The organism is Streptomyces incanus, assembly GCF_042656345.1.
GTDB lineage: Bacteria > Actinomycetota > Actinomycetes > Streptomycetales > Streptomycetaceae > Streptomyces > Streptomyces incanus.
In genome coordinates this window covers 42,959-69,732 of the sequence record NZ_JBHSPC010000011.1, presented here as the reverse complement: position 1 = coordinate 69,732, position 26,774 = coordinate 42,959, and the positions used below count along the sequence as shown (strand labels likewise).

Here is a 26,774-nt window from a genome sequence, read left to right as displayed (position 1 = left end):
CCCCGACGCATGCGGCTGGTGACCGGGAGCAGGCGCCCTTATCCCTCCAGGAACGCCGTCAGCGCGTTCGCCAGGAGGAACGGGTCCTTCGCGCCGCACAGTTCGCGCGCGCTGTGCATCGACAGGATGGCCACACCGATGTCGACGGTCCTGATGCCGTGCCGGGCCGCGGTGATCGGGCCGATCGTGGTGCCGCACGGCATGGAGTTGTTGGAGACGAACGACTGGAAGGGCACGCCCGCCTTCTCGCAGGCCGCCGCGAACACGGACCGGCCTGAACCGTCCGTCGCGTACCGGTTGTTGACGTTGACCTTGAGGATCGGGCCGCCGTCGACGCGCGGGTGGTGCGTCGGGTCGTGCCGCTCCGCGTAGTTGGGGTGGACGGCGTGACCGGTGTCCGAGGAGAGGCAGACGGTGCCGGCGAAGGCGCGCGCCCGGTCCTCGTACGAGCCGCCGCGGGCGAACACCGAGCGCTCCAGCACGCCGCCGAGCAGCGGCCCGTCCGCACCGGTGTCGGACTGGGAGCCGTTCTCCTCGTGGTCGAAGGCGGCCAGGACGGGGATGTAGGGCAACCCGGCCCCGGTCGCGGCGACCGCCGTCAGCGCGGCCGTACCGGCGTGCACGGACAGCAGGTTGTCCATGCGCGGGCCGGCCAGCAGCTCCTTGTCGCGGCCCAGGTACGCCGGCGGCTCCACGGAGTGCACCATCAGGTCCCAGCCGGTGACCTCGCCGGACGGAACCCCGGCGGTGTCCTCCAGGAAGGCGATGAGGTCGCCGTCGCGCACGTCCTCGCCCAGGCCCCAGATCGGCTGCATGTGGCGCTGCTTGTCGAGCTTGAGGCCGTCGGCGTTCACCGAGCGGTCCAGGTGGATGGCGAGCTGCGGAACGCGCAGCAGCGGCCGGTCGACGTTCACCAGCCGGGTCGAGCCGTCCCGCAGGGACAGCCGGCCGGCCAGGCCGAGGTCGCGGTCGAGCCAGGAGTTGAGCAGCGGACCGCCGTAGATCTCCACGGCCACCTGTCGCCAGCCCTGCGTCCCGGTGTCGGGCCGCGGCTTCACCCGCAGGTTGGGGGAGTCGGTGTGGGCGCCGACGATCCGGAACGGCGTGTGGGGCGCCGCGCCCTCGGGGACGTACCAGGCGATGATCGCGCCGCCACGCAGTACGTACGTGCCGCCGCTGCCCGCGCCGGGAGCCGCTGAGGTGTCGGCGTCCCAGGCGTCCGTTTCCATGACCTGACGGAAGCCCGCCTTCTCCAGCCGCTCGGCGGCGTTCGCCACCGTGTGGTACGGCGTGGGGGAGGCGGCGAGGAAGGTCATGAGGTCGTCGGTGTGGCCGCGGTCGAAGTGGGAGGGTTCGCTCATCATGTTCCTCCGTGGATACTCCGCTCTTCGGGCGGAGGGGAAACGGACTCTGCGGAGCAGGGCGGGGGACGGGGATGCGCCGCCGGGGCGGGTCCCGGCGCTCTGTCCGCAGGTTTGTTCACTGTGGGTGATGATGTGGGTGTGTCGGCGTAACCGGGAAGTAGGTGAAGCGGACGTTCGAGTACCGCTTCCGGCCGTCGGGCCGGCGGTGTCTGTCTGTGGAGCTGGTGTAAGACCTCAACGGGGTTCTCCGGGCGGACGGTCGGCGGTGAAGCGGAAAACCCCACGGCGCGAGCCGTGGGAATCCCCCTCGTCCATGAGGGGGAGGAGGCCAAGGTTCACCTTAACGAGACGAGGGCCCGCTTCCCTGTGCGGAAGCGGGCCCTCGTACGGGCTCGGGCGGTTCTCGGGTGGTTCTCGGCCGGTCTCGCGCGATCTGTGGCAGGAGGTCCGGGAGATCCGGGGGGTCCGGGAGGTCCGGGAGGTCTTAGAAGGCCGCCTCGTCCAGCTCCATCAGGTCCAGCTCGACGCTCTCGGCGACCTTGCGGGCCAGGGTGACGCCGGGCAGGACGTTGGCCGCGAAGAACTTCGCCGCGGCGATCTTGCCGGTGTAGAAGGGGACGTCCTTGGTGGAGGCCGTCTGGAGCTTCTCGACGGCGACCGCGGCACCCTTGAGGAGCAGGTGGCCGACGATCACGTCACCGGAGGCCATCAGCAGGCGGGTGGTGTTCAGGCCCACCTTGTAGATGTTCTTGACGTCCTGCTCGGTGGCCGCGAGGTCGGTGAGCATCAGGCCGACGATGGCCTCCAGCTCGACAGTGGCCTTGGCCAGGTGCTCGCGGGCACCCGCCAGCTCCTCGCCGCCGGTGCCGAGGGCGAGGAACTCCTTGATGTCCTCGGCGACCGAGTTCAGGGCCGCGCCCTGGTTGCGGACGATCTTCCGGAAGAAGTAGTCCTGGCCCTGGATCGCGGTGGTGCCCTCGTACAGGGTGTCGATCTTGGAGTCACGGATGTACTGCTCGATCGGGTACTCCTGCAGGAAGCCGGAGCCGCCGAAGGTCTGCAGCGACTGGGCGAGCTGCTCGTAGCCCTTCTCGGAGCCGTAGCCCTTGACGATGGGCAGGAGCAGGTCGTTGAGCGCGTGCTCGGCCGAGGTGTCCTCGCCCGCGGCCGCCTTGACCGCGATCGTGTCCTGCACCGAGGCGGTGTGCAGGACGAGCGCGCGCATGCCCTCCGCGTACGCCTTCTGCGTGATCAGCGAGCGGCGCACGTCGGGGTGGTGGGTGATGGTGACCTTGGGCGCGGTCTTGTCCATGAAGTTCGCGAGGTCCGGTCCCTGGACGCGCTCCCTGGCGTACTCCAGCGCGTTGAGGTAGCCGGTGGAGAGGGTGGAGATCGCCTTCGTGCCGACCATCATGCGGGCGAACTCGATGATGCGGAACATCTGGCGGATGCCGTCGTGCTTGTCGCCGATCAGCCAGCCCTTGGCGGGGTGCCGGTCACCGAAGGTCATCTCGCAGGTGTTGGACGCCTTCAGGCCCATCTTGTGCTCGACGTTCGTCGCGTAGACGCCGTTGCGCTCGCCCAGCTCGCCGCTCTCGGCGTCGAAGAGGTACTTCGGGACGAGGAAGAGGGACAGGCCCTTGGTGCCGGGACCGGCACCCTCGGGACGCGCGAGCACGTAGTGGAGGATGTTCTCCGACATGTCGTGCTCACCCGAGGTGATGAACCGCTTCACGCCCTCGATGTGCCAGGAGCCGTCCTCCTGCCGCACGGCCCTGGTGCGGCCGGCGCCCACGTCCGAACCGGCGTCCGGCTCGGTGAGGACCATGGTGGAGCCCCACTGCCGCTCGACGGCGAGCTGCGCGATCTTCTTCTGCTCGTCGTTGCCCTCCTCGTGGAGGACCCCGGCGAAGGCGGGGCCGGAGGAGTACATCCACACGGCCGGGTTGGCGCCCAGGATCAGCTCGGCGTACGCCCAGATCAGCGACGGGGGAGCCGTCGTGCCGCCGACGGTCTCGGGCACGCCGAGCCGCCAGTACTCGGAGTCCATGAAGGCCTGGTAGCTCTTCTTGAAGGACGCGGGGACCGGCGCGGTGTTGGTCTCCGGGTCGAAGACCGGGGGGTTGCGGTCGGCGTCGGTGAAGGACTCGGCCAGCTCGTTCTCCGCGAGGCGGGCCAGCTCCTCGAGGACGCTCTTCGCGGTGTCGACGTCCATCTCTTCGAACGGCCCGGTGCCGTACAGCTTGTCGCGCCCGAGGACCTCGAACAGGTTGAACTCGATGTCGCGGAGGTTGGACTTGTAGTGCCCCATGGTGACGGCTCCCGGTCCGTAGAGAGATCGGCGAGGCACTTGATTCCTCGCACAGGTTTGCATTCCAACAAGTGGCTACGATGATGCTACCCGCCAGTAATAAGAAGCAAGCCCGATCCGGCCATCTGTGACGAGATCCGCCCTCCGACACCCGGGGGGACCGGGAAGCCGGGGGCGTGACGGTCCCGGAAGCCCGTCGTGACCAGTCACACCGTCGATGATCCGGCCGTTCCCGCCGTACCCCGCCCGGCCCTCCGGTGCTCTCGGTACGCTTGCGCGCATGTACGGCTACGACCAGAACGTAGGGGCACAGCAGGGGTATGTCCCGCCGCAGCAGCAGATGCCGGGCGGCTATGGGCAGCAGCAGCAGCAGCAGCAGCAGCAGCAGCAACAACAGCAGCAGCCGCCGCTGTACCCGGAGCCGTCCGCACCGTCGCTCGCGGACGCGGTGCGCGCCTTCACCACGGGGCAGGTGGCCGCCGAGGACTTCCAGCAGGTCTTCGCGACGTCCAAGGTGTACTGCCCGCGCGGCGACAACCCGGGGTTCCTCGCCCTGCACAACACCCAGCAGCCGGTGATCCCGATGTTCACCTCGCTGAAGGAGTTGCGGCGGTACGCGGGCAAGGAGTCCAAGTACTTCGTGATCACCGGTGCCGAGGTGATCGACCTGCTGCCGACCGGCTACGGCTTCGTGCTGGACATGGAGGGCGAGCACCGGATGGTGTTCGACGCGAAGGCCGTGGAGCAGATGGTCGAGTTCGCGATGCGGCGCATGTATGGCTAGCCGCCCCGGCCGCGGGCACGCCCCGTGTCGTCGCCGGTGTCACCGTCGTCGTGTGACGGGTGGGTGATCTCCGCCCGTCCCGGAACCTGTGGAGCCCGGAGGGAATTCCCTCCGGGCTTCTGCCGTTGGGGGTGGCATGAAGTTCAACGTTCAACTAAGGTGGCCGTACGAGAGAGAGGTACCGACATGCCTGCAGTGACCGTCGAGAACCCGCTGACGCTCCCCCGTGTGACCGCTTCGGCCGACGCCGTGGCACGCCCCGTGCTCACCGTCACGACCGCGCCGAGCGGCTTCGAGGGCGAGGGCTTCCCGGTGCGCCGGGCGTTCGCCGGGATCAACTACCACCATCTCGACCCGTTCATCATGATGGACCAGATGGGCGAGGTGGACTATGCGCCGGGCGAGCCCAAGGGCACGCCCTGGCACCCGCACCGCGGCTTCGAGACCGTCACCTACATCATCGACGGGATCTTCGACCACCACGACTCCAACGGCGGTGGCGGCACGATCACCAACGGCGACACCCAGTGGATGACGGCCGGTTCCGGGCTGCTGCACATCGAGGCGCCGCCGGAGCAGCTGGTCATGTCGGGCGGCCTCTTCCACGGCCTCCAGCTGTGGGTGAACCTGCCGGCCAAGGACAAGATGATGGCGCCGCGCTACCAGGACATCCGCAGCGGCAGCGTCCAGTTGCTCACCTCCCCCGACGGCGGCGCGCTGCTGCGGGTCATCGCCGGTGAGCTGGACGGTCACGAGGGTCCCGGCATCACGCACACGCCGATCACGATGGTCCACGCGACGCTGGCTCCGGGTGCCGAGATCACCCTGCCCTGGCGCGAGGACTTCAACGGGCTGGCCTACGTGATGGCCGGCCGCGGCGCGGTCGGCACCGACCGCCGTCCGGTCCACGTGGGGCAGACGGCCGTCTTCGGCGCCGGTGGCTCGCTGACCGTCCGCGCGGACGAGAAGCAGGACGCGAACACGCCGGACCTGGAGGTCGTCCTGCTCGGCGGACAGCCGATCCGGGAGCCGATGGCGCATTACGGCCCGTTCGTGATGAACACCCGCGAGGAGCTCCAGCAGGCCTTCGACGACTACCAGAAGGGCCGTCTGGGCTCCGTCCCGGCCGTGCACGGCATGTCGACATCGGGCCCGCAGGAGTCCTGACCCGGGGACCCCGGGAGTCCTGACCGGCCGAGTGTGTGGTGGCCCCGTCCGATCCCGGACGGGGCCACCCGCCGTTCCCGGCGCGGTGGCCAAAGGCGACATGTCGCTTTCGACGCGGTCGCCGGGCGAGGGCGGGCCGGCGGCTGGACAGCGTCTGCCGGGCGTGATCGGCTGAGACGATGCAGGACTCCTCGTCATCTCCGTTGCTGCCCGACGCCGTTCGGCGCTTCGCCGCCTGGTGTGCCGTCATCCTGCTCGCCTGCGGGGTCGGTTACATCGGGGTACTGCTGTGCGTGCAGTTCCGGGTGGCCGTGATCCCCGTACTGCTCGCCCTCCTCGGTACGGCTCTGCTGCGGCCCCTGCACCGGCGGCTGATGCGGATGGGGGTGCAGCGGTCCCTGTCGGCGGGGCTCACGTGTGTCGCGGTCGTCGCCGTGGTCGGCGGCGCGGTGTACATCGTGGTGTCCGCGCTGATCGATTCCGGGGACCAGATCATCGCCTCGCTCAGGATCGCGGCGCGGGATCTCACCCGGCACTTCGGGGCGGCCGGTACCTCGCTGGACGACATCGCGGCGAACGCGCGCGGGCTGCTGTCCAAGTTCGGCGGTACGGCCGCGTCGGGTGTCATCAGTGGGGTCAGCGTGGTGGGCGAGGCGCTCGCCATGGCGGTGCTCGCGCTGCTGCTCGTGTTCTTCTTCCTGCGTGATTCCGACCGCGCCGCCGACACCCTGCGCGGGCTGGTGCCGCGCGGTTCCGGGGACGTGGTGGTGGCCGTGGCCCGCCGGGCCTTCCAAGCGGTCGAGGGGTTCATGCGCGGGACCACCTTCATCGCCCTCATCGATGCCCTCTGCATCACCGTCGGGTTGCTCGTCCTCAAGGTGCCCGGCGCCGTCGGACTGGGCGCGCTGGTCTTCGTCGGGGCGTACATCCCCTACCTCGGGGCGTTCATCTCCGGGGCGGTGGCCGTGCTGGTGGCGCTGGCCGACCGGGGGTTCGTCATCGCGCTGTGGGCGCTCGGCGTGGTGCTCGCGGTGCAGTTGCTGGAGGGGCATGTGCTCCAGCCGGTGATCCAGAGCCGCACCGTGCAGATGCATCCGGCGGCCGTGATGCTCGCCATCACCGCGGGCGCCTCGGTCGCCGGGATCGTCGGCATGCTGATGGCGGTACCGCTGACGGCGGCGGCCGTCGGAGTCCTGAACGAACTGCGCCAACGCCACACCGCGTCGACGGGACCGCCCTCGACGTCGCCCCCGGAGCCCGAGTCGTCGTGAGGGCCTTCACGGGGTGGTGCGGCTCTCGTGGGACGTGCGGTCCTGGTGGAACGTGCGGTCCTTGTGGGTGGGGCGGTCCTCGTAGGGCTGTGAGGCGGCAGCCCCGTCGGCCCTGTCCGGTGGGGTGCCCGACTCGTCCAGCTCGAACCAGATGCTCTTGCCCTTGCCGCGCGGGTCGACGCCCCAGGTGTGGGCCAGGAGTTCGATCAGGAGCAGGCCGCGGCCGGAGGACGCCAGCTCGCCCGGTGTGCGGAGGTGCGGGAGGTCGTCGCCCGCGTCGGTGACCTCGATGCGTATCCGGCGGCCCTGAGGCCCGTCGGTGATCTCGGCTTCGAGCAGGGCGTCGGCGTCGGTGTGCACGAGGACGTTGGTGAGCACCTCCGACAGGAGCAGGACCGCCGAGTCGACCTGGTCCGGCGAGCACCAGTCGTGCAGCAGCTCGCGCAGTTGCTGCCGGGCCTCCGCGACCCGCTCCGGCTCGGCCTGATCCACCGTCAGCATGGTGCGGCGCAGCGACGGCCGTACCGTGTCCCGGCCCGCGCCGTGGTCCTCGGCCCGCCGGGTGAGCAGCAGCAGGGCGATGTCGTCCTCGCGGCGGTCGATCAGGGGGCCGGTGGTGTAGTGCGAGGAGGGGCCGTGGACCGCTTGGACCAGGGCGTCCGCCAGTTCCTCCAGGGTGCCCTCGTGGCGTTCGAGGATGCCGCGCAGCCGTTGCCAGCCCGTGTCCAGGTCATGGCCGCCGGTCTCGATCAGACCGTCCGTGCAGACCAGCAGGGTCTCGCCGGGTTCCAGGACCATGCCGGTGGTGGGGTAGTCGGCGTCCGGGGCGATGCCCAGCGGAAGCCCGCCGGCCGTCTGCCGGGTCAGTACGGTCATGTCGGGCATGCGGACCGTCGGGTCGGAGTGTCCCGCGCGGGCGACGTCCAGCACTCCGCCGGCAGGGTCGACCTCCACGTACAGGCAGGTCGCGAAGCGCGGATCGACGGGGTCCACCTCGTTGATCCCGTACAGGAAGCGGGAGGCGCGGGAGAGCACGGCGTCGGGCCGGTGCCCTTCCGAGGCGTACGCCCGCAGGGCTATCCGCAACTGGCCCATGAGCCCGGCGGCCCGTACGTCGTGGCCCTGCACATCCCCGATGACCAGGGCGAACCGTCCGTTCGGCAGGGGAATCACGTCGTACCAGTCACCGCCCACCTGGAGGCCGCCACCGGTGGGGATGTACCGGGCGGCGAGACTCATTCCGGGGATGCGCTGCGGGCCGAGCCTCGGCAGCATCGAGCGCTGCAGGTCGTCGGTGAGGGCCCGTTCGTTCTCGGCGGTGCCCGCGCGGGTCAGTGCCTGGGCCAGCATCCGCGCCACGGTGGTCAGCACCGACCGCTCCTCGGGGGTGAAGGCGACCGGGTGGGCGAAGGCCGCCATCCAGGTGCCCATCGTGCGGCCGGCCACGGTCAGCGGCAGGAACGCCCAGGACTGGCGGCCGAAGCGTTCGGCGAGCGGCCAGGTGAGGGGATAGCGCGCCTGGTACTGCTGCGGGGTGGACAGGTAGACCGCGCGGCCCGTCCGTACCACCTCGGCGGCCGGGTAGGCCGTGTCCAGCGGCATGGAGAAGGCGTCCTCGGCGTCGGGTTCCTGCCCGTGGTGACCGATGATGGTGAGCCGGTCGCCCGCCACGCCGAACACCGCGAGTCCGTCCGGTGAGAAGCCCGGCATCGAGAGGTTCGCCGTGACCCGCAGCACTTCCTGCGTCGACCGCGCCTCGGCCAGCGCCCTGCCCGCGTCCAGTAGGAACGCCTCCCGGCACCGGCGCCAGTCGCCGGTGACCGCCCTGCGGGCGGCGGGCGTGCCGGGGGCCGGCTCGATGACCTCCTGAAGGGTTCCGGTGAGCAGGTACGCCTTCCGCAGAGGGTCGAAGGTCGGCTTGAAGCGGCTGCGCACCATCCGTACGACCCGTTCCTGGTCGTTCATGATCCGGATACGCGCCTCGGCGAGGGCGCCTTCGGTGACGGCGAGCCGGACCACTCCGGTGACCTCGTTCCAGTCGACCGGGTGCAGTCGCGCCCGCACCTGGGCCTCTGTGAGGGTGACCTGCTCGGCGGGTAGTCCCAGGAGCCGTGCCGCCACCTCGTCGACCGTGACCTGCCCGGCTGCCGTGTCCCAGTGCCATCTGCCGGTGTCGAGGAGGGCGAGGACGTCCCCCATGGACGGCAGGGGCTCACCTGTGCGCATTGCCCCACTTTATGGAGCTTCAGGATGAAAACGCCACCGGCGGTCTCCGCGGGCCCGGCCGGTAATCCTGGGGCAGCGATCTTGGGCCGGCCGGTAGGCTTGGGGGAGTTTCACGTGAAACGAAGACCCCGATCCGCGAAGGCTGGATGAACGACGATGCATCGGTACAGGTCCCACACCTGCGGCGAGCTCCGCGCCTCTGACGTCGGCACCGACGTCCGGTTGAGCGGCTGGCTGCACAATCGGCGCGACCTGGGCGGCATCCTCTTCATCGATCTGCGCGATCACTACGGCATCACGCAGCTCGTGGCCCGTCCCGGCACGCCCGCCTACGAGGCCCTGGACCGGCTCTCCAAGGAGACCGTCGTCCGGATCGACGGCAAGGTCGTCTCCCGCGGTACGGAGAACGTCAACCCCGAGCTGCCGACCGGTGAGGTCGAGGTCGAGGTCGGCGAGGTCGAGGTGCTGGGTGCGGCGGCTCCGCTCCCCTTCACGATCAACGCCGAGGACGGGGTCAACGAGGAGCGGCGCCTGGAGTACCGCTTCCTGGACCTGCGCCGCGAGCGCATGCACCGCAACATCCTGCTGCGCACGTCGGTGATCTCGGCCATCCGCCACAAGATGACGGCGCTGGGCTTCAACGAGATGGCGACGCCGATCCTCAGCGCCACCTCCCCCGAGGGCGCCCGCGACTTCGTCGTCCCGTCGCGCCTCAACGCGGGCAAGTTCTACGCGCTGCCGCAGGCTCCGCAGCAGTTCAAGCAGCTGCTGATGGTCTCCGGGTTCGACCGCTACTTCCAGATCGCGCCCTGCTTCCGCGACGAGGACGCCCGCGCGGACCGCTCTCCGGGCGAGTTCTACCAGCTCGACGTGGAGATGAGCTTCGTCGAGCAGGAGGACGTCTTCCAGCCCATCGAGAAGCTCATGACCGAGCTCTTCGAGGAGTTCGGCAAGGGGCGGCACGTCACCTCGCCGTTCCCGCGGATCCCGTTCCGCGAGGCGATGCTGAAGTACGGCTCCGACAAGCCGGACCTGCGCGCCAAGCTGGAGCTCGCCGACATCACCGACGTCTTCGAGGGCTCGGAGTTCAAGGCGTTCGCCGGCAAGCACGTGCGCGCGCTGCCGGTGCCGGACGTCTCCGGTCAGCCGCGCAAGTTCTTCGACCAGCTCGGTGACTACGCGGTCTCGCAGGGCGCCAAGGGCCTGGCGTGGGTGCGGGTGGCCGAGAGCGGCTCGCTGACCGGCCCGATCGCGAAGTTCCTGACCGAGGCGAACGTCGCGGAGCTGACCAAACGGCTGTCCCTCGCCCCCGGCCACGCGGTGTTCTTCGGCGCGGGTGAGTTCGACGAGGTCTCCAAGATCATGGGCGCCGTCCGGGTCGAGGCCGCGAAGCGGGCCGGCCAGTTCGAGGAGGACGTCTTCCGCTTCTGCTGGATCGTCGACTTCCCGATGTACGAGAAGGACGAGGAGACGGGGCGGATCGACTTCTCGCACAACCCCTTCTCGATGCCGCAGGGCGGCCTGGAGGCTCTTCAGACCCAGGACCCGCTGGACATCCTGGGCTGGCAGTACGACATCGTGTGCAACGGCGTCGAGCTGTCCTCGGGCGCGATCCGGAACCACGAGCCGGACATCATGATCAAGGCCTTCGAGATCGCGGGCTACGACCGTGAGACGGTCGAGGACAAGTTCGCCGGCATGCTGCGCGCCTTCCGCTTCGGCGCCCCGCCGCACGGCGGCATCGCGCCCGGCGTCGACCGCATCGTCATGCTCCTCGCCGACGAGCCCAACATCCGCGAGACCATCGCCTTCCCGCTCAACGGCAACGCCCAGGACCTGATGATGGGCGCCCCGACGGAGCTGGACGAGGCCCGCCTGAAGGAACTGCACCTGACGGTGCGCAAGCCGCAGGCGAAGTAACCCGCACGGCAGCGAAGGGGCCCGGAAGCATCGAACGCTTCCGGGCCCCTTCGTATGCTTCCGGACCCCTTCGCAGCCGGGCCTTCATCACCGGACTCATGGCGGCTGCTCAGCTGCTCGGTGGCTCAGCTGCTCAGCTACTCGGCGGCCGGCGAGAGGTTGCTGGGTCACGGGGCCGGATCAGGGGGCGGTCACCGACAACGGGTACGGACTTCCGTGCGGAACCCGATCAACTACTCGTCCTCAAAGATCTCTGCGGCCGTCGGGGCCGTGACGGCACGGCGGTGCCACTGGCGCAGGATCTCGGGGTCACCACAGCCGGTGATGCGTTCCCGGACCGCTTCGGGGACGCTGATGCCGCGCACTTCCAGGATCTCCAGGACGTCCTCGGCGGCGCGTCGTGCCGCGCCCTCGGCCCGGCCCTCGTCGCGGATTTCCTCGGAGAGGGGCGACTTGTAAAAGGAGAGGTCCACGGCCACCAGTTTCCTCCACAGCTGTGCGGCCGGGTGCTCGCCCAGGCCTTGTGTGACGAGTTCGATGATCGGGTCGGTGATGCTCTGCGGCGTGTCCCGCAGAGCGGTCGTCCTTGATTTCAGTACCCGAGGTAGGTGATCTGGACGATGTAGACACGTTCGCTGCGTACGACGACCTGGTATCTGAACATGCCGCCGGGGACGATGACGTCGCCGCCCTTCGGGTCGATGCCCTCGTGGGCCCGGCCGTGAATGTGGACGGCTTCGGCGGCTCTGACCAGCTCGTCCGCCTTCCTCTTCACACCGGCGAGGAACTCGGCGGGCGCGGTGCGGGCGGTTTCCTCCGCACCGAAGGCGTACTCCCACTTCCAGCTCAACCGCGCACTGCTTTCATGGCTTCGTCCAGGACTGCGCTCAGCTCCCGCAGAGCCTCCTCGGCGATGGCGGGATTCTCGTGCTCCAGCCTGCTCTGGGCCTGCGCGAAGCGGGAGGACAGAGCAGGGCGCCGGGCGATCTCGATGTCTCGGGCCCAGGTGAGGACCCAGCTCCGCACGGGGCTCAGGGACTGCCACTCCACGGCTTTGGTGAAGGCGTCGTCTTTTGTGGCCTGCATCTCGTCCAGGCGCCCCGGATCGACCACGGCGAGAGCCGTGCGCAGGGCGTCAGGAGTCTGCTCGGGACGTGGGATCAGCTCGTGTCCGTGATCGGCCTGAGTACTCATGGTGTCCTCCACAGGGTGCCCTGGCCAGGGTATCCGGACGGGGCCGCGGAGGAGCCGGACCGGGAACCGGGCAGGTCGCGAGCGGCCTGTCACGGTCGGCCCTGTTCAACGAGGGACGGCTCGTCGGTTCCGGTGTGGGGGGCACCGGAACCGACACCCACCGAGGCGCAGCCCTGGCAGTGGTGGGTGTCGGGGCCGCGGTAGGCGTGGTCGCAGGTGTCGCAGTTGCGGAGGGGGTGTCGGACGGCCGGTGGCGGCTCGGGGGCGCGGAACGGCGGGAGGGGCGGCAGCTTGGCCGTCAGGCGGTGGGCCAGGAAGGCGGCCGGGCGGACCAGGGGTTCCAGCGGCAGGTTGCCGGCCAGGGCCTTGCGGACGGCGGTGGGGGTCAGGTCCCGTTCCAGCCAGGCGGCGACGCCGGGGGCGAGGTGTTCGGCGTCGGTGGCGGAGAGCAGCAGGCGGGGGTCCTCGCGGCGCAGGCCGGCGAGGACGTCGGTGGCCGCCTGGAGGAGGTCGGGGGAGGTGTACGAGGGCTTCGGTACGGCGGGGAGGGCGCGGCGGCGTGCGGGTTCCCGCTGCGGGGCGGTGGCCGCGCGGCGGGCCGGGGGTGTGGGCGCCTCACTCGTTTCGGACGGGGCGCCGCGTCGGCCGGGCTGGTTGCAGGAGACGGTGCGGGTGACGATCCGGCCGGTCGGGGTGCGTTCGCGGGTGCGGCGCAGGTAGCCGTGGGTCTCCAGCTCGCGCAGGGCGGCGGCGATCCGGGTCGGACCCTCGGGGAAACGGGCGGCCAGGGTCTTGATGTCGGCGGCGGCGCCGGTGGGCAGGGACTGGATGTGGCAGGCCAGTCCGATCGCCAGCAGGGAGAGGTCCGGGTGCTGGGCGAGGTGGTTGCCGATCACCGTGAAGCGGTCGGTGTGGCGGGAGTTGTCGTGGGCAACGCCACCGGGGTGCCCCTTCGCGCGGGCGCGGTGGGAGAGGGGTGGTTTTTCCCGCTGTCACGGGACTGGGCGTGCGGGCGCACGCTAGTGTTTTGGGTGTCCATCGGGAAGGTCGCTCTTCCTTGGTGGTCAGGCCCTCGCAGTGGGATGCCAGTCCCGGCGGGGGCCGTTTGCATGTCTGAGGATGTGTGCCGTGCTGCGCTGAGCGTAGGGCAGGCAACCCGTCACATATCCAGTTCAGTCGGTGATGTTCACTCGCGCGAGTGAGCGTGCGCCGTGGGCGGGAGGGGTGGGGCTTGGTGGGGTTTCTTTCTCTCCCGTGGTCCTTGGGGAAGACGGCCGACGGCACCGGAACACACCCGGCCGGGGTCCGGTGCCGGTGATGTTTCCGATGGTCAGGACGGCGGTAGATCGAGTTCCGCCCATACGGTCTTGCGGGGGACCGGTCCGAGATCCACGCCCCAGCGGTCGGCGAGGGCCTCGACGAGGAGCAGGCCGCGTCCGGACTCGGCGTCGGGGGCGGGCACGCGGCGGCTCGGGAGGTCGTCACCGCGGGTGTCCGTGACCTTGATGTGGAGGGTCCCGTCGCGGTCCAGGAGGGCGAGGCGGAAGTCGCGTCCGGCGAGCCGGCCGTGGGTGGCCGCGTTCGCGGCGAGTTCGGCGACGAGGTGTTCGGCGGCCTCCGCGACGCGGTGGGGCAGGTCGCGGTCGCGCATCCAGTCCGTGGCGAGCAGCCGGGCGAGGCGGGCGCCGCGGGGCGTGGGTGACAGGAGCACGCTGAAGGGGTCGGTGGCCGACACAAGGTGGGTGGTCTTTTCGCTGTTCACGTGACCGAGAGTGGCCGGGCGCGCTTACCGTGAACAGTGACAGCCCCGACACGTAGGGTGACTGTCGGAGCTTGTCGGCCGCTGTCCGGACCGTCGGAAACCGGCCTGCGGGCAAGGGTGTTGCGGCACGGCGGTACGACAGGGGAGTGCGGTATGTCGGTGGACGGCGAGGCGGTACGGCTCCGGACCGAGGCGGACGAACCGGGGTGGGAGGTGGACCCGGACGACGAGTGGGGTGTGGCCGTTCTCGCCACGGTGGGAAGGCAGTTGAGGCTGCGGCGGGAGGCCGTGGGGATGCGGGTCGTCGACTTCGCGGCGGCGGTCGGATACGGGGACGACCTGGTCTACAAGGTCGAGGGCGGGAAGCGGATTCCCCAGCAGGAGTACCTGGACAGGGCCGACGAGGTGTTGAACGCGGGTGGGCTCGTCGCGGCGGCCTGGGAGGACGTGAAGAGGGTCCGGTACCCGAAGAGTGTGCGGGCGCTGGCGCAACTGGAGGCCAAGGCGGTTGAGCTTGGGGTGTACGTCGGGCTCAGCATCCACGGGCTGTTGCAGACACCAGAACATGCGCGTGCGCTGTTCGACGCATGGCAGCCGCCATACTCGAAGGACGAGGCGGAGAGCCTGGTAGCTGCTCGGATGGCCCGAAAGTCGATCTTCGAACGGTCTCCCGCTCCGGCTCTCAGCTTCGTCCTGGAAGAGGCGACGCTGTGTCGGCGCGTTGGGGGCACAATGGTGTGGCGACAGCAGCTCGAACACCTATTGGAGGTGGGGCGGTTGCGCAACGTTACGTTGCAGGTGATGCCTACCGGCGCGGGAGCTCACCCCGGGTTGGACGGCAGGATCGAGGTACTGAAGTTCGCCGACGGTACGGCGGCGGGTCGTTCCGACGGTGCGTTCAACGGTCGGCCGACTTCGGACCCGAAGCAGCTGCGGATCCTTGAGCTGCGCTATGGGACCATCCGTGCGCAGGCTCTCACCCCACGGGAGTCGCTGGCCCTCATCGAGCAAGTGCTGGGAGAAACATGATCCGCAAGGCTTCTGCCGGGGACGCTTCTGAACTGGCCTGGTTCAAGAGCAGTTACAGCGACGGCCCCGATGGCAACTCCTGCATCGAGCTTGCTCTCACCCCCGGCACCGTGCACGTCCGCGACTCCAAGGACGTCGAGGGCCCCCGGCTGGTGCTCACGCCCGGCGCATGGGCGGACTTCGTGGCGTACACCTCGGGACGCTGACTCGGCGACGGCACGCGCCCCACCCCTGGTTGTCACCGGGAGCGGGGTCGCTCCGCTCCGGCGGTGGTCGTGCTCGCGCTCGCGGTGGTGGTCGCGGTGGGTGCCGTGCGGGTCAGCGGGCCACGAACTGGGTGAGGATGGCCTGGACCTCGTAGATGTCGACGCCCTTGGTGAAGGTCTTCTCCACCGGGGCCGGGGTGCCCGAGATCCAGATCTTCAGTTCGGCGTCGAGGTCGAAGTGGCCGGCGGTCTCGACGGCGAAGTGGGTGATGCTGCGGTACGGGATCGAGTGGTACTCGGTCTTCTTGCCGGTGATGCCCTGCTTGTCGATCAGGATCAGCCGGCGGTCGGTGAAGAGGATGGTGTCGCGGATCAGCAGGTAGGCGGCGTGCACCTGCTCGCCGTGGCCCAGGAGGCGGGCGTACTCCTGCTGCGCCTCCGCCGGGTTGATGCTGTGCGCGTTACCGAACAGTGCCATGAGCGCTCCCCTGCGTGACGTGGTCGTACCGCGAAGCTAACGGACGCGTCAGGGCCCGGGAACCTCTGTTCCCGGGCCCTGACGTCGGTGGTGCGGGGTCGTTACGCGGACTCGGGCTCGCCGCCGAAGCGCTCCTTGTACGCGTCCAGGTCGTCGTCCGTCAGCTTGGCGAAGAGGACCGGCGGGACGGTGAAGGGCGTGCCGGCGGGGACGGAGGTGAGGGCGCGGGCCTCCTCGGCGGAGACCCAGGCCGCGGTGTCATCGGCGAGGGAGAAGACCTGGCGCATCGCCGCCGACGTCGCCGGGATGAACGGCTCCGACACGACCGCGTACAGGCGGATCAGGTTCATCGCCGTACGCAGGGTGAGGGCGGCGCCGTCCTTGTCGGTCTTGATCTCCAGCCAGGGAGCCTTCTCCTCCAGGTAGGAGTTGCCCGCGGACCACAGGGCGCGCAGCGCGGCCGCCGCCTTGCGGAACTGCTTCGCCTCCATCTGGGACTCGTACTCCGCGAGGAGCGACGCGATCTCCTCCCCGAGCCGGGTCTCGGCCTCGCCGGGCTCGCCGCCCGCCGGGACCTCCTCGCCGAAGCGCTTCTTGGAGAAGGACAGGACGCGGTTGACGAAGTTGCCGAGGGTGTCGGCCAGGTCCTTGTTCACCGTGGCGGTGAAGTGCTCCCAGGTGAAGGACGAGTCGTCCGACTCGGGCGCGTTGGCGATGAGGAAGTACCGCCAGTAGTCGGCCGGGAGGATGTCCAGCGCCTGGTCGGTGAAGACACCGCGCTTCTGGGAGGTGGAGAACTTGCCGCCGTAGTACGTCAGCCAGTTGAAGGCCTTGACGTAGTCGACCTTCTTCCACGGCTCGCGGACACCCAGCTGGGTGGCCGGGAACATCACCGTGTGGAACGGGACGTTGTCCTTCGCCATGAACTCCGTGTAGCGGACGGTGTCGTCCGCCTCGTACCACCACGACCGCCAGTCGCGCGTCTCACCGTCGGGCGCGGAGTCCGCCCACTCCTTCGTCGCGGCGATGTACTCGATCGGGGCGTCGAACCAGACGTAGAAGACCTTACCCTCGGCCGCCAGCTCCGGCCAGGTGTCGGCCGGCACCGGGACGCCCCAGTCCAGGTCGCGGGTGATCGAACGGTCGTGCAGGCCCTCGGTCAGCCACTTGCGGGCGATGGAGGCCGCCAGATGAGGCCACTCCTCCTCGTGCCGGGCGACCCATTCCTCGACCTCGTGCTGGAGCTTCGACTGGAGGAGGAAGAGGTGCTTGGTCTCGCGGACCTCCAGGTCCGTGGAGCCGGAGATCGCCGAACGCGGGTCGAGCAGGTCGGTCGGGTCCAGTACGCGCGTGCAGTTCTCGCACTGGTCGCCGCGGGCCTTGTCGTAGCCGCAGTGGGGGCAGGTGCCCTCCACATAGCGGTCCGGGAGGAAGCGGCCGTCGGCCGGGCTGTAGACCTGCCGGATCGAGCGCTCCTCGATGAAACCGTTCTCGTGGAGACGGCGGGCGAAGTGCTGGGTGATCTCGACGTTCTGCGGCGACGAACTGCGGCCGAAGTGGTCGAAGGCGAGGTCGAAGCCGTCGTAGACCGCCTTCTGCGCGTCGTGCGCCTGTGCGCAGAACACGTCGACGGGCAGGCCCTGCTCCTTCGCGGCCAGCTCGGCCGGGGTGCCGTGCTCGTCCGTCGCGCAGATGTACAGGACGTCGTGGCCGCGCTGGCGCAGATAACGGGAGTAGACGTCCGCCGGGAGCATGGACCCCACCATGTTGCCCAGGTGCTTGATCCCGTTGATGTACGGAAGGGCGCTGGTGATGAGGTGTCGAGCCATCGGGGGCTGCTCCCAGGTTGAAACGTACGGAACCTCCAAATCGTAGCCGACACGGGTGCGCCGCCCGCTTCTCGTTTTATGGACTGAGAAGCGGGCGGCGCGGGAGTGCGTGAGGGCTGTCGCCGTGGTGCCGAGGCCCGGGTCAGGGGCGCCAGGACTTCAGTACGGCCTCGTAGAGCTCCTTGTCGGTGAGCTCCAGGGGGGACTCGCCGGCGAGGAAGTGGGCCGTGTTCGGCATTTTCAGCTTGCGGAGGTAGTCGAACGCCTTGTTGTCCGGATCCCCGAAGGCGACGAACGAGAAGAAGACGGAGGAGTGGGTCTTCGCGGCCTCCGTGAGGGCCTGGGTCGCGGGGGTCTTCGCGTCGGGGGCGCCGTCCGTCTGGAAGACCACCAGGGCGGGCGTGCCGGGCGCCGCCTTGTCGTGCAGGGCGAGGACCTCGGCCACGGCCGCGTGATAGCTGGTCCGGCCCATACGGCCGAGGGACGCGTGCAGGGTGTCGATCTTGTCCTCGTGGTCGGCGAGGGTCAGCTCGCCGGTTCCGTCGACCTCGGTGGAGAAGAAGACGACCTTGACCGTGACGGACTCGGGGTCCGTGGCGAGGTGGGCCGCGAGAGCGAGGGTCTGCTCGGCGAGGGCCTGTGCGGAGCCGTCCTTGTAGTACGGGCGCATCGACGCGGAGCGGTCGAGAACGAGGTAGACCTTGGCGCGGGTGTCGGCGAGGCCGCGCTCCGCGAGGGCCTGGCCCGCGGCGTCGTAGGCAGTGCGGAGCGCCTCCGGCGTTTTGAGGGGGGTGGTGGGGTTGGCGTCGGCCTCGGCTTCGCCTTCGGCCTCGGTGGTGTTCCCGCCCGCACCGCCCGTGCGGGTTTCGTCGTCGGGTGCGGGTGGCCCCTGTGGGGTGTCCTCGCCGTCGGCGGCCGCGGGCTGAGGTTCCGGGGTCGCCTCCGCCTTCGCCTCCGTCTCCACCTTCGGCGTCGTCGCGGCTGCGGGCTGGGCCTCCGGCTCCGGCTCTGTCTCCGGGATGGCCTCGGCCGCGGGTTCCGGCGTCGGCTCTGGTGCAGCCTCGGCCACCGGCTCGGCTTCGGCCTCGGGCTCGGCCTTCGGGGCGGCTTCGGCCTCGGGGGTGGTGTCGGCCTCGGGCTGGGCCACCGGCTGTGGCTTGGCCTCGGGGGTGGTGTCGGCCTCGGCCTCGGGCTCGGCTTCGGCCTCGGGCTCGGCTTCGGCCTCGGGCTCGGCCTTCGGGGCGGCTTCGGCCATCGGCTCGGCTTCGGCCTCGGTCTTCGGAGCGGCCTCGGCCTCGGGCTGGGCCACCGGCTTCGGCTTGGCCTCGGGGGTGGTGTCGGGCTCGGCTTCGGCCTTGGCTACTGGCTGCGGCTCGGCCTTGGCCTTCGGGGCGGCCTCGGCCACCGGCTCGGCTTCGGGCTCGGGCTCGGCCTCGGCCACCGGCTCGGCTTCGGGCTCGGGCTCGGCCTCGGCCACCGGCTTCGGCTCGGCCTCGGGGGTGGTGTCGGGCTCGGGGGTGGGTGTCGTCGTTGTTTCTGCCTTCGGCTCGAGGGCTGTCTCGGGCTCGGGCTGCGGAGCGTCGGGGGTGGGTGCCGGCTTCGGCTCGGGCTTCTCGGCCGCGGGCTCGGGGGCCGGCTCCGGGTCGGGGGTGGGGGGCGTTGCGTCGTTGAAGGCCGCTGAGACGAGGTCGTGTTCCTCGACCCGGGGTTCCGGGACGGAGGCCTTGGTGACCTGCGGCGTCGGTTCGGGGGAGGGGGACGGGAGCCGGGAGGCCGAAGCCGCGGCCGCCGTGGACTCGGTGGCCGGCTCGGGCGGCGTCGGGGTGGCCGCGGTCGCGGCGTCCGGGCGGGCGGTTTGTTCCGCACCGTCCGTTTCGGCGACCGGCGTCGCACCCTCCACCTCTGCCGTGCTTGCTTTGCGTGACCGGCCGAACGCGTTCCGCAGGAGAGTGAGAATGCCCATGTGCGCAACCCTTCGCGTGAGTTGTAGCCCGTCAATCCCTGGCCAGGACGGACACGTAAGGTTAGCGGCCCTTGTGGGTGATCTTGGGCAGGGTGTCAAGGGTGCCATTCGGCCCCTGTGGGCCGGACTGCAGTGAAGCAGGTAACTCCCTTCGCGCTGCCGCAGGTTCACTCTCCGTTCACTCCGGCGCCCGGCTGCCGCACGTATGTGCCCCTATGGTCACGCTGACACCCCGGGTACCCAAGGAGAGAACACGTGCGCAAGCTGCTTCCGTTGATCGGGACGCCGTCCGGTTCGCACCCCGGCGGCCGGTCCGCCATGACCTGCCGTTTCCGGTGTGGTGACGCCTGCTTCCACGAGGTGCCCAACACCAGTTCCAACGCATACGTCGGCGACGTCATCTCCGACGCCCTCAGCCGCCGGTCGATGATGCGGGCCGCCGCCGCTGTCACGGTTGTCGCGGCCGGTGCCGGCGCGGTCAGCCTCGCCGGTGCTCCCGAGGCCCAGGCCGCCCCCGTCGCCGGCAAGGGAAGCCCCGGTAAGGGGCACGGCCAGGGGAACCAGAAGCCGAAGGGCGCCCGCGGTCTGCGCTTCACGCCTGTCGCGCCCAACACCGCCGACGCCGTCACCGTGCCGGAGGGCTACGGCCAGAACGTCGTCATCCGCTGGGGTGAGCCCATCCTGCGCGGCGCGCCCGCCTTCGACCCGGAGAACCAGACGGCCAAGGCGCAGGCCGGGCAGTTCGGGTACAACATCGACTTCCTCGCGCTGCTCCCCCTCAAGGGCGAGCGCGGCCGGCAGCTGCTCGTGGCCAACCACGAGTACACCGACGAGGTCCTGATGTTCCGCGGCTACGACGCCGACAACCCCACCCGCGAGCAGGTGGAGATCGGCTGGGCCGCGCACGGCCTGGGCATCGTCGTCGTCGAGGAGGACCGCAAGAGCGGCAAGCTCACGCCCGTCACCCGGCACCACCTCAACCGGCGGCTCACCGCCACCTCCGAGTTCCGGCTGACCGGCCCCGTCGCCGGGTCCGACCTGGTGAAGACCTCCGCCGACCCGACCGGCCGCAAGGTGCTCGGCACCCTCAACAACTGCGCCGGCGGCACCACCCCGTGGGGCACGACCCTGCACGGCGAGGAGAACTTCAACCAGTACTTCGCCAACAGCAGCCGCACGACCGACAAGCGGTACGGCATCGGCACCGGCGCCACCGAGCGCAAGTGGGAGCGGTTCGACAAGCGGTTCGACCTCGCCCAGGAGCCCAACGAGGCGCACCGGTTCGGCTACGTCGTCGAACTCGACCCGTACGACCCTGACTCCGTCCCGCGCAAGCGCACCGCGCTCGGCCGTTTCAAGCACGAGGGCGCGACCGTGCGCCTGACGCACGACGGCCGCCCGGTCGTGTACTCCGGCGACGACGAGCGGTTCGACTACCTCTACAAGTTCGTCGGCAGCAAGCGGATGCGGCAGGGCAACAGCCGCTCCGCGCGCGAGCACAACCTCACGCTGCTGGACGAGGGCACGCTCTACGTCGCCCGGATCACCGGCGACTCGCCCGCCATCGAGATCGACGGCACCGGCAAGCTCCCGAAGGACGGCGAGTTCGACGGCGGTGGCCAGTGGATCCCGCTGGCCACCGCCACCGCCAAGGGCGCCGTCTCGCACGTCGACGGCATGACCGCCGAGGAGGTCTTCGTCTTCACGCGGCTCGCCGGCGACAAGGTGGGCGCCACCAAGATGGACCGCCCCGAGGACGTCGAGCCCAACCCGGTCACCGGCAAGGTCTATGTCGCCCTGACCAACAACACCAACCGCGGTGTCGGTTCGAACCCCAAGGCGGACGAGGCCAACCCGCGCAACGCCAACAAGCACGGCCACGTCCTCGAACTGACCGAGCAGTGGAACCGGCCGGAGAGCACCCGGTTCGCCTGGTCGCTGTTCCTGGTCGCGGGCGACCCGCAGGACCCGGCGACGTACTTCGCCGGCTTCCCGAAGGACTCCGTGAGCCCCATCTCCTGCCCGGACAACGTCGCCTTCGACGACCACGGCAACCTGTGGATCTCCACCGACGGTGCCGCCCTCGGCTCGCACGACGGGCTCTTCGGTGTCGCCACCCGCGGTGACCGCCGCGGTGAGCTGAAGCAGTTCCTCACCGTGCCGAAGGGCGCGGAGACCTGCGGTCCGATCGTCCAGGACCGGCGGGTGCTCGTCGCCGTGCAGCACCCCGGTGAGGTGGACGGCGCGTCGGTGGAGAACCCGGGCAGCACCTGGCCCGACGGACCCGGCACGTACCCCCGGCCCGCCGTGGTCGCCGTGTGGCGCACCGACGGCCGCGACATCGGCGTCTGACCTCTACGAACAAGGGCACCGACACCGACACGGGTTCGGGTTCGGGTTCGGGTTCGGGTTCGGGTTCGGTCAAGGATGGGGTGCGGGCTCCCTGCGGGGCGTCCGCACCCCATCCGCCGTATCCGGGTGCGGCGAGGCGCCGGCCCGAGGTCAGCCGTCGCGGCGCAGCGCGAGGTCGACGACCAGGGTGCGGTGGTCGGTGCCGGCGAGGTCGAGGAAGCGGGGCCGGTCCGCGGCGAACTGCCGGGACACCAGCACATGGTCGATCTGGGCGCCGAACGTCGGCATGGTCCTGGCCGGCCAGGTCGGGACCCGGTGGGCGCCGCCCAGCCGGGCGGCGTCGCTGAGCCCGGAGTCGAGGAGGCGCCGGAAGGCGGCGTGGTCCTGGGAGGCGTTGAAGTCCCCGGCGAACACCATCGGGGCCGTCGGGTCCGCGGTGGCGACGTCGCGCAGTCCGCCGAGCTCCCGCTCCCAGACGTCCACCTGGCCGGGGACCGGGGGCATGGGGTGGGCGAGCTGGAGCCGTACGGCATGCCCGTCGACGTCGGCGACGGCGCCGGGCATGCCCATGGTGCCGGGGACGCCGTCGGTGCCCCTGAGCGGGAAGCGGCTGAGGATGACGGAGCCCTCGGAACCGCCGCCCGCCACGGCCCGGCGGTGTGGATAGTCCGTCGTCAGTTCCCGCCGCAGCAGCGCGTCGCAGGTGTGCTCGCACTCCTGGACGAACACCACGTCCGGCTTCAGCCGGCGCACGGCGTCGACCAGCCCGTCGGTGGCCCGGCCGAACTCGACGTTGGACGTCATCACCCGGAACTCGGCGACGGACGGCCCGGCGGGTGCGCCGGTCTTCCCGTACGGCTCGATGAACCAGGCCAGCAGCCCGAGCAGGACGACGCCCCAGACCGCTCCGGTCCACCATCGGGCGAGCAGGGTGAACAGCAGCCCGAGGGCGGTCGGCACGAGGAGCCAGGGCAGGAACGCGAGCAGCTGGGGCACGGGGGTGACCGCGTCGGTGCCGACGGCCCGGCAGCCGACGATCACGCTCACCCCGGCGAAGAGCAGTGCCGCCGACCAGCCGCCGAACCGCCGCTTTCCGCTGCGGCGGCCGGCCCCTTCCCCGGCCTCCGCCCACTCGGCCGTCTCGGCAATCGCAGTGTCCAACGTCCGGCCTTCCGCTCGCGGTGGATCGATCCGTGGAGATCCTCCCTCAAAGACGAGGGCCGGCGACGGGAGGTTGCGGCGATCCGTTCCGCGCCTCGTCACAGGCCGGTGACGACGCCTCGGCAACGGTGGTCCGGGTCTTTGCCCGCGGCCTCCGCGAACGCCGTACCGCGGGCCCGCGCCCGCGGAGTCCGGTCAGCAGGCAGGCGAGGGCCACCGCCAGGCCCAGGGCGAGCAGCGTCCAGGACGCGGTGCGCAGCGTGGCGGTGAGGGCGTCGTAGATGACGCCCGCCGCGGGGCGGTGGACCGGCTCGGGCACGTCGGCCAGGGTGAGCCGGCGGGCGACCGCGACGGCGACGGCGAGCAGGCCGCCGCCCAGGGCGATACCGAGCCCGGTCGCGGTGAGCGCGCGACGGCGGTGGACGGCGACGGCGATCCCGGCGACGGCCAGGACGACGGCCGCGAGGGGCATCCAGAAGGCCGCGGCGGCCAGCAGCCGGTACCCCGTCCGGAGCCCGGCGGTCTCCCCGGCCCGCACCACCGCGACCCGGGTGTGCTCGACCGGAATGCGGTCGGCGAACGGCATACGGTCGGCGACGAGTTGCCGCTTCACCTCGACGGTGACGGGCGCGAGGTCGACGGTGACCGGGCCGGGGTCCGCCCGGCCGTCGCGCAGGGCGTGCAGGACCGCGTCGTGGACGGCCCGGTTGCCCACCTCCCACACGGTGCCGAACGCCTCGGTACGGGTGAACGAGCGGATGGCGTCCCGTACGAACGGCTCGAGCAGGTCGCGCGCCGACCCCGCGTCCAGCTCCTGTACGACCCCGTCCCCGACGGCGTCGGCGACCGCGTCGCGCACGGCGGGGTCGGCGGACAGCGGCGCCATGGTGCCGACGTACCGTCCGGTGTCGGCCAGCCCGTGCACCACCCAGGCCGCGAGCGCGCCACAGGGCACGAGCAGACACGCCAGGGCGACGAGCGCCGCCGACAGGGCGTTGCGCAGCCGGGCGGGCGTCCGCTCGCGGCGGGGCGGTTCCGGCGGTTCCGGTGGTTCCAGCGGTACGACGTGGGGCGGCACCCCTTCAGCCAAGGCGCGGGGAGACGTACACGCGAGCGCAGGGCGGGCATCCGGAGTACCGAGACCACCTGGAGGCCCGGAGGCTCCGAGACCGGAAGCCCGAGGACCCGGGGGCTCCGAGGCCCCGGAGGGTCTCAGCGGCCCCGAGGACCCGGGGCTCCGAGGATCTGAGACCCGAGGAACCGGAGGATCTCGGCGGACCCGAGGACCCGAGGACCCGAGGACCCGAGAGCCCGAGGACCCGAGAGCCCGAGGCCTCGGAGGCTTCGAGGTTCGGGGACCCGAGGACCCGGGACCCTGAGATCCGAGGACCCGGAGGATCTCGGCGGACCCGAGACTCGAGGACTCGAGGACTCGAGGACCTGAGGACTCGAGGACCCGAGGCCCCGGAGGCTTCGAGGTCCGAGGACCCCGGAGGACCCGGGACCCTGAGATCCGAGACCTGAGGTCCGAGGCCCCGGAGCGCCCAGGGCCGGTCCCCGGGGTCCTGCGCCCTGCGCCCTGCGTCCGTCGGGCCGGAGGAACGACCGTGTCACTCGATGTGGTGGCCCTGCGCGTCCTCGTGCGTGTAGTACCGGTAGAACATGGAGACGAAGACGCCTGCCGCGATCGCCAGTCCCAGCCCGGTCGACTGCAGCACGCTCAGGTTGGTCTGGTTGAACAGGAAGCCGACCGCGGCACCGGAGAACGCGCCCCACAACACGGCGTGCACCTCGCGCCGCAGCTTCGGCGCGACGCTCAGCAGAGCCATGCACAGGACGGCGAACACCAGTGCGCTGAGGAACCCGAACAGGAGGTTCCAGCCGGTGATGGGGCCGCCGTCGCGCCGGTTGGCCGCCGCCCAGTAGCCGTAGACGAGTCCGAGGACGACGGACACCGCCAGCTTTCCGACGACGTGGGCCCGTTCGCCGAAGAAGCGGGTTCTGTCCGGCTGCCGCCCGGGCATGAGCTGGGTTCTGGGTGCCGCATGAGTCATGAGCGCACTCCTCTCGCCTCGCCTCGCCCCCGCCTCCAGCGCACACCTGTGCGGGGTGGCCGGCAACTCGGCCACCCGAACTCGTTCCGCGTCCCACCCCGAACCCCGCCATGGATCCGGCCCGAGTCCCGGCCCGCACCCGCCCTGCATCCCGCCCTGGGGCCCGGCCCGCATCCGTCCCGGATCTGTCTCGCCGCCGATCCCGCACCTGTCCTGTATCCCGTCCCGCCTTCGGCCCCACCCGCCCCGTTCAGGATTCCGTCCCGCCTTCGACCCCCCACCCGCCCGTCCCGGATCCCCTCCCGCCTTCGACCCCGGTCCCGTCGTCCCGTCCCGTAATCCGGCCGACCGGATGCGGGCCGTGCGCCCGCGTGCTTCGCTGGGGCGGTGGGCCAGGGCAGCAGGGGACTCGGCACGCTCATCCGGCGGTACCCCCGGGCCGGCCGCCGGGACGTCGTGTACCGGCACGCAATGCTGCAGGTGCGGGGGCGCAGTGTCGCCTGGGTGCCGCCGCTTCTGCTGCTGATCGCCATCGCGGCGATCGACTACCACACCACCGGCGAGTTCCGGATCATCTCCTGGATCGTGCTGGTGCCGGGCATCGCGGCCGCGATCTGCGGGGTGCCGGGCACAGCCGTGTTCGCAGTGCTCTCGATAGGCACCTTCACGATCGTGGACCATGGCTGGCCGCACGAGTTCCAGACGGGTGTGCCCGATTTCATCCTCGTCGCCACCGGAGGTGTGCTGGCAACGCTGGCGTGCGGGGTCCGGGTGCGCGGCGAGAACCGCGCGCTGCACATGCGGGACGTCGCCGACACGGTCCGCCGTACGGTGCTGCGCCCCCTTCCGCCGTCCTGGGGCGGTCTGGAGAACGCCGGCGTCTATCTCACCGCGGACGCCGGTGCCCGGGTCGGCGGCGACTTCTACGACATTCAGCCAGGCCCGTACGGCACCCGGGTCCTGGTCGGGGACGTGCAGGGCAAGGGGCTGGGCGCGGTGGAGACGGCGGCGGCACTGCTCGGCACGTTCCGCGAGGCGGGCTACTACGAGCCGGAGTTGGCGACCGTGGCCGAACGGCTGGAGGAGCGGATGCTCCGGCACCGGAGCTACACCGCGGCCCTCGGCCGGGCCGACGGCGACCGCTTCGCCACCGCCGTGCTGCTGGGCTTCCCGGCGGACGCGGACCAGCCCGACACCGGGCGACCCGACACCGGGCGAGCCGACGCCGCGGGTCCCGGTACGGTGGGCCCCGGCACGGTGGAGGCCGTGGTCTTCGGTCACGAACCGCCGCTGGCCGTCGGCCCCGCGGGCGTACGGCCGCTGCCGGTGACCGGCGGGCTTCCGCTGGGGCTGCGCGAACTGGACCCCGCTCCGGTGCGCGTGCACCGGCTGCCGCTGGCCGCCGACGAGACGCTGCTGCTGGTCACCGACGGGGTGACCGAGGCGCGGGACGCCGGCGGGGCGTTCTACCCGCTCGTCGAGGAACTGGCGCGGACGGTCGCACGGGACCCACGCGCCGCCGAACCGGCCCGGCTGGCCGCCGCCGTACGGGACGGGACGCTCCGGCACAGCGGCGGTCACCTGAACGACGACACCACCGTCTTCGCGGTGCGCCGGATCCGCGGCCCGGGGGCGAACGCCCCGAAGGGGTAAGTTCATTGATCCGAGGCCCCGTGGTGGAGCCGCAGCGGTTACGGTGCTGC

General features: G+C 70.8%; 21 protein-coding genes and 1 pseudogene. 8 read left to right on the top strand and 14 right to left on the bottom strand.

Features of this window, described 5'->3' with window-relative positions; genetic code table 11:
- Positions 1 to 38: 38 nt before the first annotated feature.
- Positions 39 to 1,361, bottom strand: coding sequence for a M18 family aminopeptidase (locus ACFP2V_RS03135; protein ID WP_381205137.1), 1,323 nt, complete (start codon positions 1,359 to 1,361; stop codon positions 39 to 41).
- 487 nt (positions 1,362 to 1,848) lie between these two features.
- The gene (locus ACFP2V_RS03130; RefSeq protein ID WP_381205134.1) at positions 1,849 to 3,675 is read right to left on the bottom strand and encodes an acyl-CoA dehydrogenase; all 1,827 of its coding nucleotides are present in this window, start codon (positions 3,673 to 3,675) and stop codon (positions 1,849 to 1,851) included.
- A 280-nt stretch (positions 3,676 to 3,955) separates the two neighbouring features.
- On the opposite strand from ACFP2V_RS03130, the gene ACFP2V_RS03125 reads away from it, so the two are divergent.
- From ACFP2V_RS03125 to ACFP2V_RS03115, 3 genes are all read left to right on the top strand, one after another.
- On the top strand, positions 3,956 to 4,459 hold the full coding sequence (locus ACFP2V_RS03125; RefSeq protein ID WP_381204937.1) for an SseB family protein: 504 nt from the start codon (positions 3,956 to 3,958) through the stop codon (positions 4,457 to 4,459).
- Positions 4,460 to 4,645: 186 nt separating this feature from the next.
- Complete coding sequence (locus ACFP2V_RS03120; RefSeq protein WP_381204935.1) at positions 4,646 to 5,626, top strand: pirin family protein; 981 nt, start codon at positions 4,646 to 4,648, stop codon at positions 5,624 to 5,626.
- 179 nt (positions 5,627 to 5,805) lie between these two features.
- Positions 5,806 to 6,897, top strand: a complete 1,092-nt coding sequence (locus ACFP2V_RS03115; RefSeq protein ID WP_381204933.1) for an AI-2E family transporter — start codon at positions 5,806 to 5,808, stop codon at positions 6,895 to 6,897.
- Positions 6,898 to 6,903: 6 nt separating this feature from the next.
- On the opposite strand, the gene ACFP2V_RS03110 is transcribed toward ACFP2V_RS03115, so the two are convergent.
- Positions 6,904 to 9,123 (bottom strand): SpoIIE family protein phosphatase, encoded by a 2,220-nt coding sequence (locus ACFP2V_RS03110; RefSeq protein ID WP_381204931.1) that lies wholly within the window; start codon positions 9,121 to 9,123, stop codon positions 6,904 to 6,906.
- Positions 9,124 to 9,279: 156 nt separating this feature from the next.
- Here ACFP2V_RS03110 and aspS point away from each other — a divergent pair, with 156 nt between their 5' ends.
- Positions 9,280 to 11,043, top strand: a complete 1,764-nt coding sequence (aspS, locus tag ACFP2V_RS03105; RefSeq protein WP_381204929.1) for an aspartate--tRNA ligase — start codon at positions 9,280 to 9,282, stop codon at positions 11,041 to 11,043.
- 233 nt (positions 11,044 to 11,276) lie between these two features.
- On the opposite strand, the gene ACFP2V_RS03100 is transcribed toward aspS, so the two are convergent.
- The 5 genes and pseudogenes from ACFP2V_RS03100 to ACFP2V_RS03080 form a co-directional block, all read right to left on the bottom strand.
- On the bottom strand, positions 11,277 to 11,516 hold the full coding sequence (locus ACFP2V_RS03100) for a hypothetical protein (protein WP_381204927.1): 240 nt from the start codon (positions 11,514 to 11,516) through the stop codon (positions 11,277 to 11,279).
- A gap of 119 nt (positions 11,517 to 11,635) precedes the next feature.
- Positions 11,636 to 11,893, bottom strand: coding sequence for a hypothetical protein (locus ACFP2V_RS03095; RefSeq protein ID WP_381204925.1), 258 nt, complete (start codon positions 11,891 to 11,893; stop codon positions 11,636 to 11,638).
- On the bottom strand, positions 11,890 to 12,237 hold the full coding sequence (locus ACFP2V_RS03090) for a hypothetical protein (protein WP_381204923.1): 348 nt from the start codon (positions 12,235 to 12,237) through the stop codon (positions 11,890 to 11,892). The genes ACFP2V_RS03095 and ACFP2V_RS03090 overlap by 4 nt, the downstream gene beginning before the upstream one ends.
- A gap of 89 nt (positions 12,238 to 12,326) precedes the next feature.
- Positions 12,327 to 13,276 (bottom strand): annotated as a pseudogene (locus ACFP2V_RS03085) (helix-turn-helix domain-containing protein).
- A gap of 291 nt (positions 13,277 to 13,567) precedes the next feature.
- Positions 13,568 to 13,999 carry an ATP-binding protein gene (locus tag ACFP2V_RS03080; RefSeq protein WP_381204920.1) on the bottom strand — a complete coding sequence of 144 codons (432 nt, stop codon included), beginning with the start codon at positions 13,997 to 13,999 and terminating at the stop codon, positions 13,568 to 13,570.
- Between the two features lie 153 nt (positions 14,000 to 14,152).
- Between ACFP2V_RS03080 and ACFP2V_RS03075 the strand changes: the two genes are divergently transcribed.
- Together ACFP2V_RS03075 and ACFP2V_RS03070 are read left to right on the top strand one after the other, a co-directional pair.
- Positions 14,153 to 15,028, top strand: coding sequence for a helix-turn-helix domain-containing protein (locus ACFP2V_RS03075; protein WP_381204918.1), 876 nt, complete (start codon positions 14,153 to 14,155; stop codon positions 15,026 to 15,028).
- Positions 15,025 to 15,234, top strand: coding sequence for a DUF397 domain-containing protein (locus ACFP2V_RS03070; protein ID WP_381204916.1), 210 nt, complete (start codon positions 15,025 to 15,027; stop codon positions 15,232 to 15,234). Before ACFP2V_RS03075 ends, ACFP2V_RS03070 begins: the two co-directional genes overlap by 4 nt.
- A 112-nt stretch (positions 15,235 to 15,346) precedes the next feature.
- On the opposite strand, the gene ACFP2V_RS03065 is transcribed toward ACFP2V_RS03070, so the two are convergent.
- The 3 genes from ACFP2V_RS03065 to ACFP2V_RS03055 all read right to left on the bottom strand — a co-directional run bounded on the left by ACFP2V_RS03065 (position 15,347) and on the right by ACFP2V_RS03055 (position 19,504).
- Positions 15,347 to 15,712 (bottom strand): PH domain-containing protein, encoded by a 366-nt coding sequence (locus ACFP2V_RS03065; RefSeq protein WP_381204914.1) that lies wholly within the window; start codon positions 15,710 to 15,712, stop codon positions 15,347 to 15,349.
- 101 nt (positions 15,713 to 15,813) lie between these two features.
- Complete coding sequence (gene metG, locus ACFP2V_RS03060) at positions 15,814 to 17,541, bottom strand: methionine--tRNA ligase (protein WP_381204912.1); 1,728 nt, start codon at positions 17,539 to 17,541, stop codon at positions 15,814 to 15,816.
- Between the two features lie 142 nt (positions 17,542 to 17,683).
- A complete protein-coding gene (locus ACFP2V_RS03055) occupies positions 17,684 to 19,504 on the bottom strand; it encodes a VWA domain-containing protein (RefSeq protein ID WP_381204910.1) in 1,821 nt (606 codons plus the stop codon).
- Between the two features lie 255 nt (positions 19,505 to 19,759).
- Between ACFP2V_RS03055 and ACFP2V_RS03050 the strand changes: the two genes are divergently transcribed.
- Positions 19,760 to 21,856, top strand: a complete 2,097-nt coding sequence (locus tag ACFP2V_RS03050) for a PhoX family protein (protein ID WP_381204908.1) — start codon at positions 19,760 to 19,762, stop codon at positions 21,854 to 21,856.
- 150 nt (positions 21,857 to 22,006) lie between these two features.
- On the opposite strand, the gene ACFP2V_RS03045 is transcribed toward ACFP2V_RS03050, so the two are convergent.
- The 3 genes from ACFP2V_RS03045 to ACFP2V_RS03035 form a co-directional block, all read right to left on the bottom strand.
- Positions 22,007 to 23,017, bottom strand: a complete 1,011-nt coding sequence (locus tag ACFP2V_RS03045) for an endonuclease/exonuclease/phosphatase family protein (protein WP_381204906.1) — start codon at positions 23,015 to 23,017, stop codon at positions 22,007 to 22,009.
- Positions 23,018 to 23,063: 46 nt separating this feature from the next.
- The gene (locus ACFP2V_RS03040) at positions 23,064 to 24,020 is read right to left on the bottom strand and encodes a hypothetical protein (protein ID WP_381205131.1); all 957 of its coding nucleotides are present in this window, start codon (positions 24,018 to 24,020) and stop codon (positions 23,064 to 23,066) included.
- Positions 24,021 to 24,627: 607 nt separating this feature from the next.
- Positions 24,628 to 25,071: a hypothetical protein gene (locus tag ACFP2V_RS03035; protein WP_381204904.1), complete on the bottom strand. Its 444-nt coding sequence runs from the start codon at positions 25,069 to 25,071 to the stop codon at positions 24,628 to 24,630.
- A gap of 471 nt (positions 25,072 to 25,542) precedes the next feature.
- Between ACFP2V_RS03035 and ACFP2V_RS03030 the strand changes: the two genes are divergently transcribed.
- Positions 25,543 to 26,724: a PP2C family protein-serine/threonine phosphatase gene (locus ACFP2V_RS03030; RefSeq protein WP_381204902.1), complete on the top strand. Its 1,182-nt coding sequence runs from the start codon at positions 25,543 to 25,545 to the stop codon at positions 26,722 to 26,724.
- The last annotated feature ends 50 nt before the right edge of the window (positions 26,725 to 26,774 follow it).

Excerpts from the sequence above, each read along its gene's own strand:
- ACFP2V_RS03135 (WP_381205137.1), bottom strand. The coding sequence starts at position 1,361 with ATGAGCGAACCCTCCCACTTCGACCGCGGCCACACCGACGACCTCATG.
- ACFP2V_RS03130 (WP_381205134.1), bottom strand. The coding sequence starts at position 3,675 with ATGGGGCACTACAAGTCCAACCTCCGCGACATCGAGTTCAACCTGTTC.
- ACFP2V_RS03125 (WP_381204937.1), top strand. The coding sequence starts at position 3,956 with ATGTACGGCTACGACCAGAACGTAGGGGCACAGCAGGGGTATGTCCCG.
- ACFP2V_RS03120 (WP_381204935.1), top strand. The coding sequence starts at position 4,646 with ATGCCTGCAGTGACCGTCGAGAACCCGCTGACGCTCCCCCGTGTGACC.
- ACFP2V_RS03115 (WP_381204933.1), top strand. The coding sequence starts at position 5,806 with ATGCAGGACTCCTCGTCATCTCCGTTGCTGCCCGACGCCGTTCGGCGC.
- ACFP2V_RS03110 (WP_381204931.1), bottom strand. The coding sequence starts at position 9,123 with ATGCGCACAGGTGAGCCCCTGCCGTCCATGGGGGACGTCCTCGCCCTC.
- aspS (WP_381204929.1), top strand. The coding sequence starts at position 9,280 with ATGCATCGGTACAGGTCCCACACCTGCGGCGAGCTCCGCGCCTCTGAC.
- ACFP2V_RS03090 (WP_381204923.1), bottom strand. The coding sequence starts at position 12,237 with ATGAGTACTCAGGCCGATCACGGACACGAGCTGATCCCACGTCCCGAG.
- ACFP2V_RS03075 (WP_381204918.1), top strand. The coding sequence starts at position 14,153 with ATGTCGGTGGACGGCGAGGCGGTACGGCTCCGGACCGAGGCGGACGAA.
- ACFP2V_RS03070 (WP_381204916.1), top strand. The coding sequence starts at position 15,025 with ATGATCCGCAAGGCTTCTGCCGGGGACGCTTCTGAACTGGCCTGGTTC.
- ACFP2V_RS03065 (WP_381204914.1), bottom strand. The coding sequence starts at position 15,712 with ATGGCACTGTTCGGTAACGCGCACAGCATCAACCCGGCGGAGGCGCAG.
- metG (WP_381204912.1), bottom strand. The coding sequence starts at position 17,541 with ATGGCTCGACACCTCATCACCAGCGCCCTTCCGTACATCAACGGGATC.
- ACFP2V_RS03055 (WP_381204910.1), bottom strand. The coding sequence starts at position 19,504 with ATGGGCATTCTCACTCTCCTGCGGAACGCGTTCGGCCGGTCACGCAAA.
- ACFP2V_RS03035 (WP_381204904.1), bottom strand. The coding sequence starts at position 25,071 with ATGACTCATGCGGCACCCAGAACCCAGCTCATGCCCGGGCGGCAGCCG.
- ACFP2V_RS03030 (WP_381204902.1), top strand. The coding sequence starts at position 25,543 with ATGCTGCAGGTGCGGGGGCGCAGTGTCGCCTGGGTGCCGCCGCTTCTG.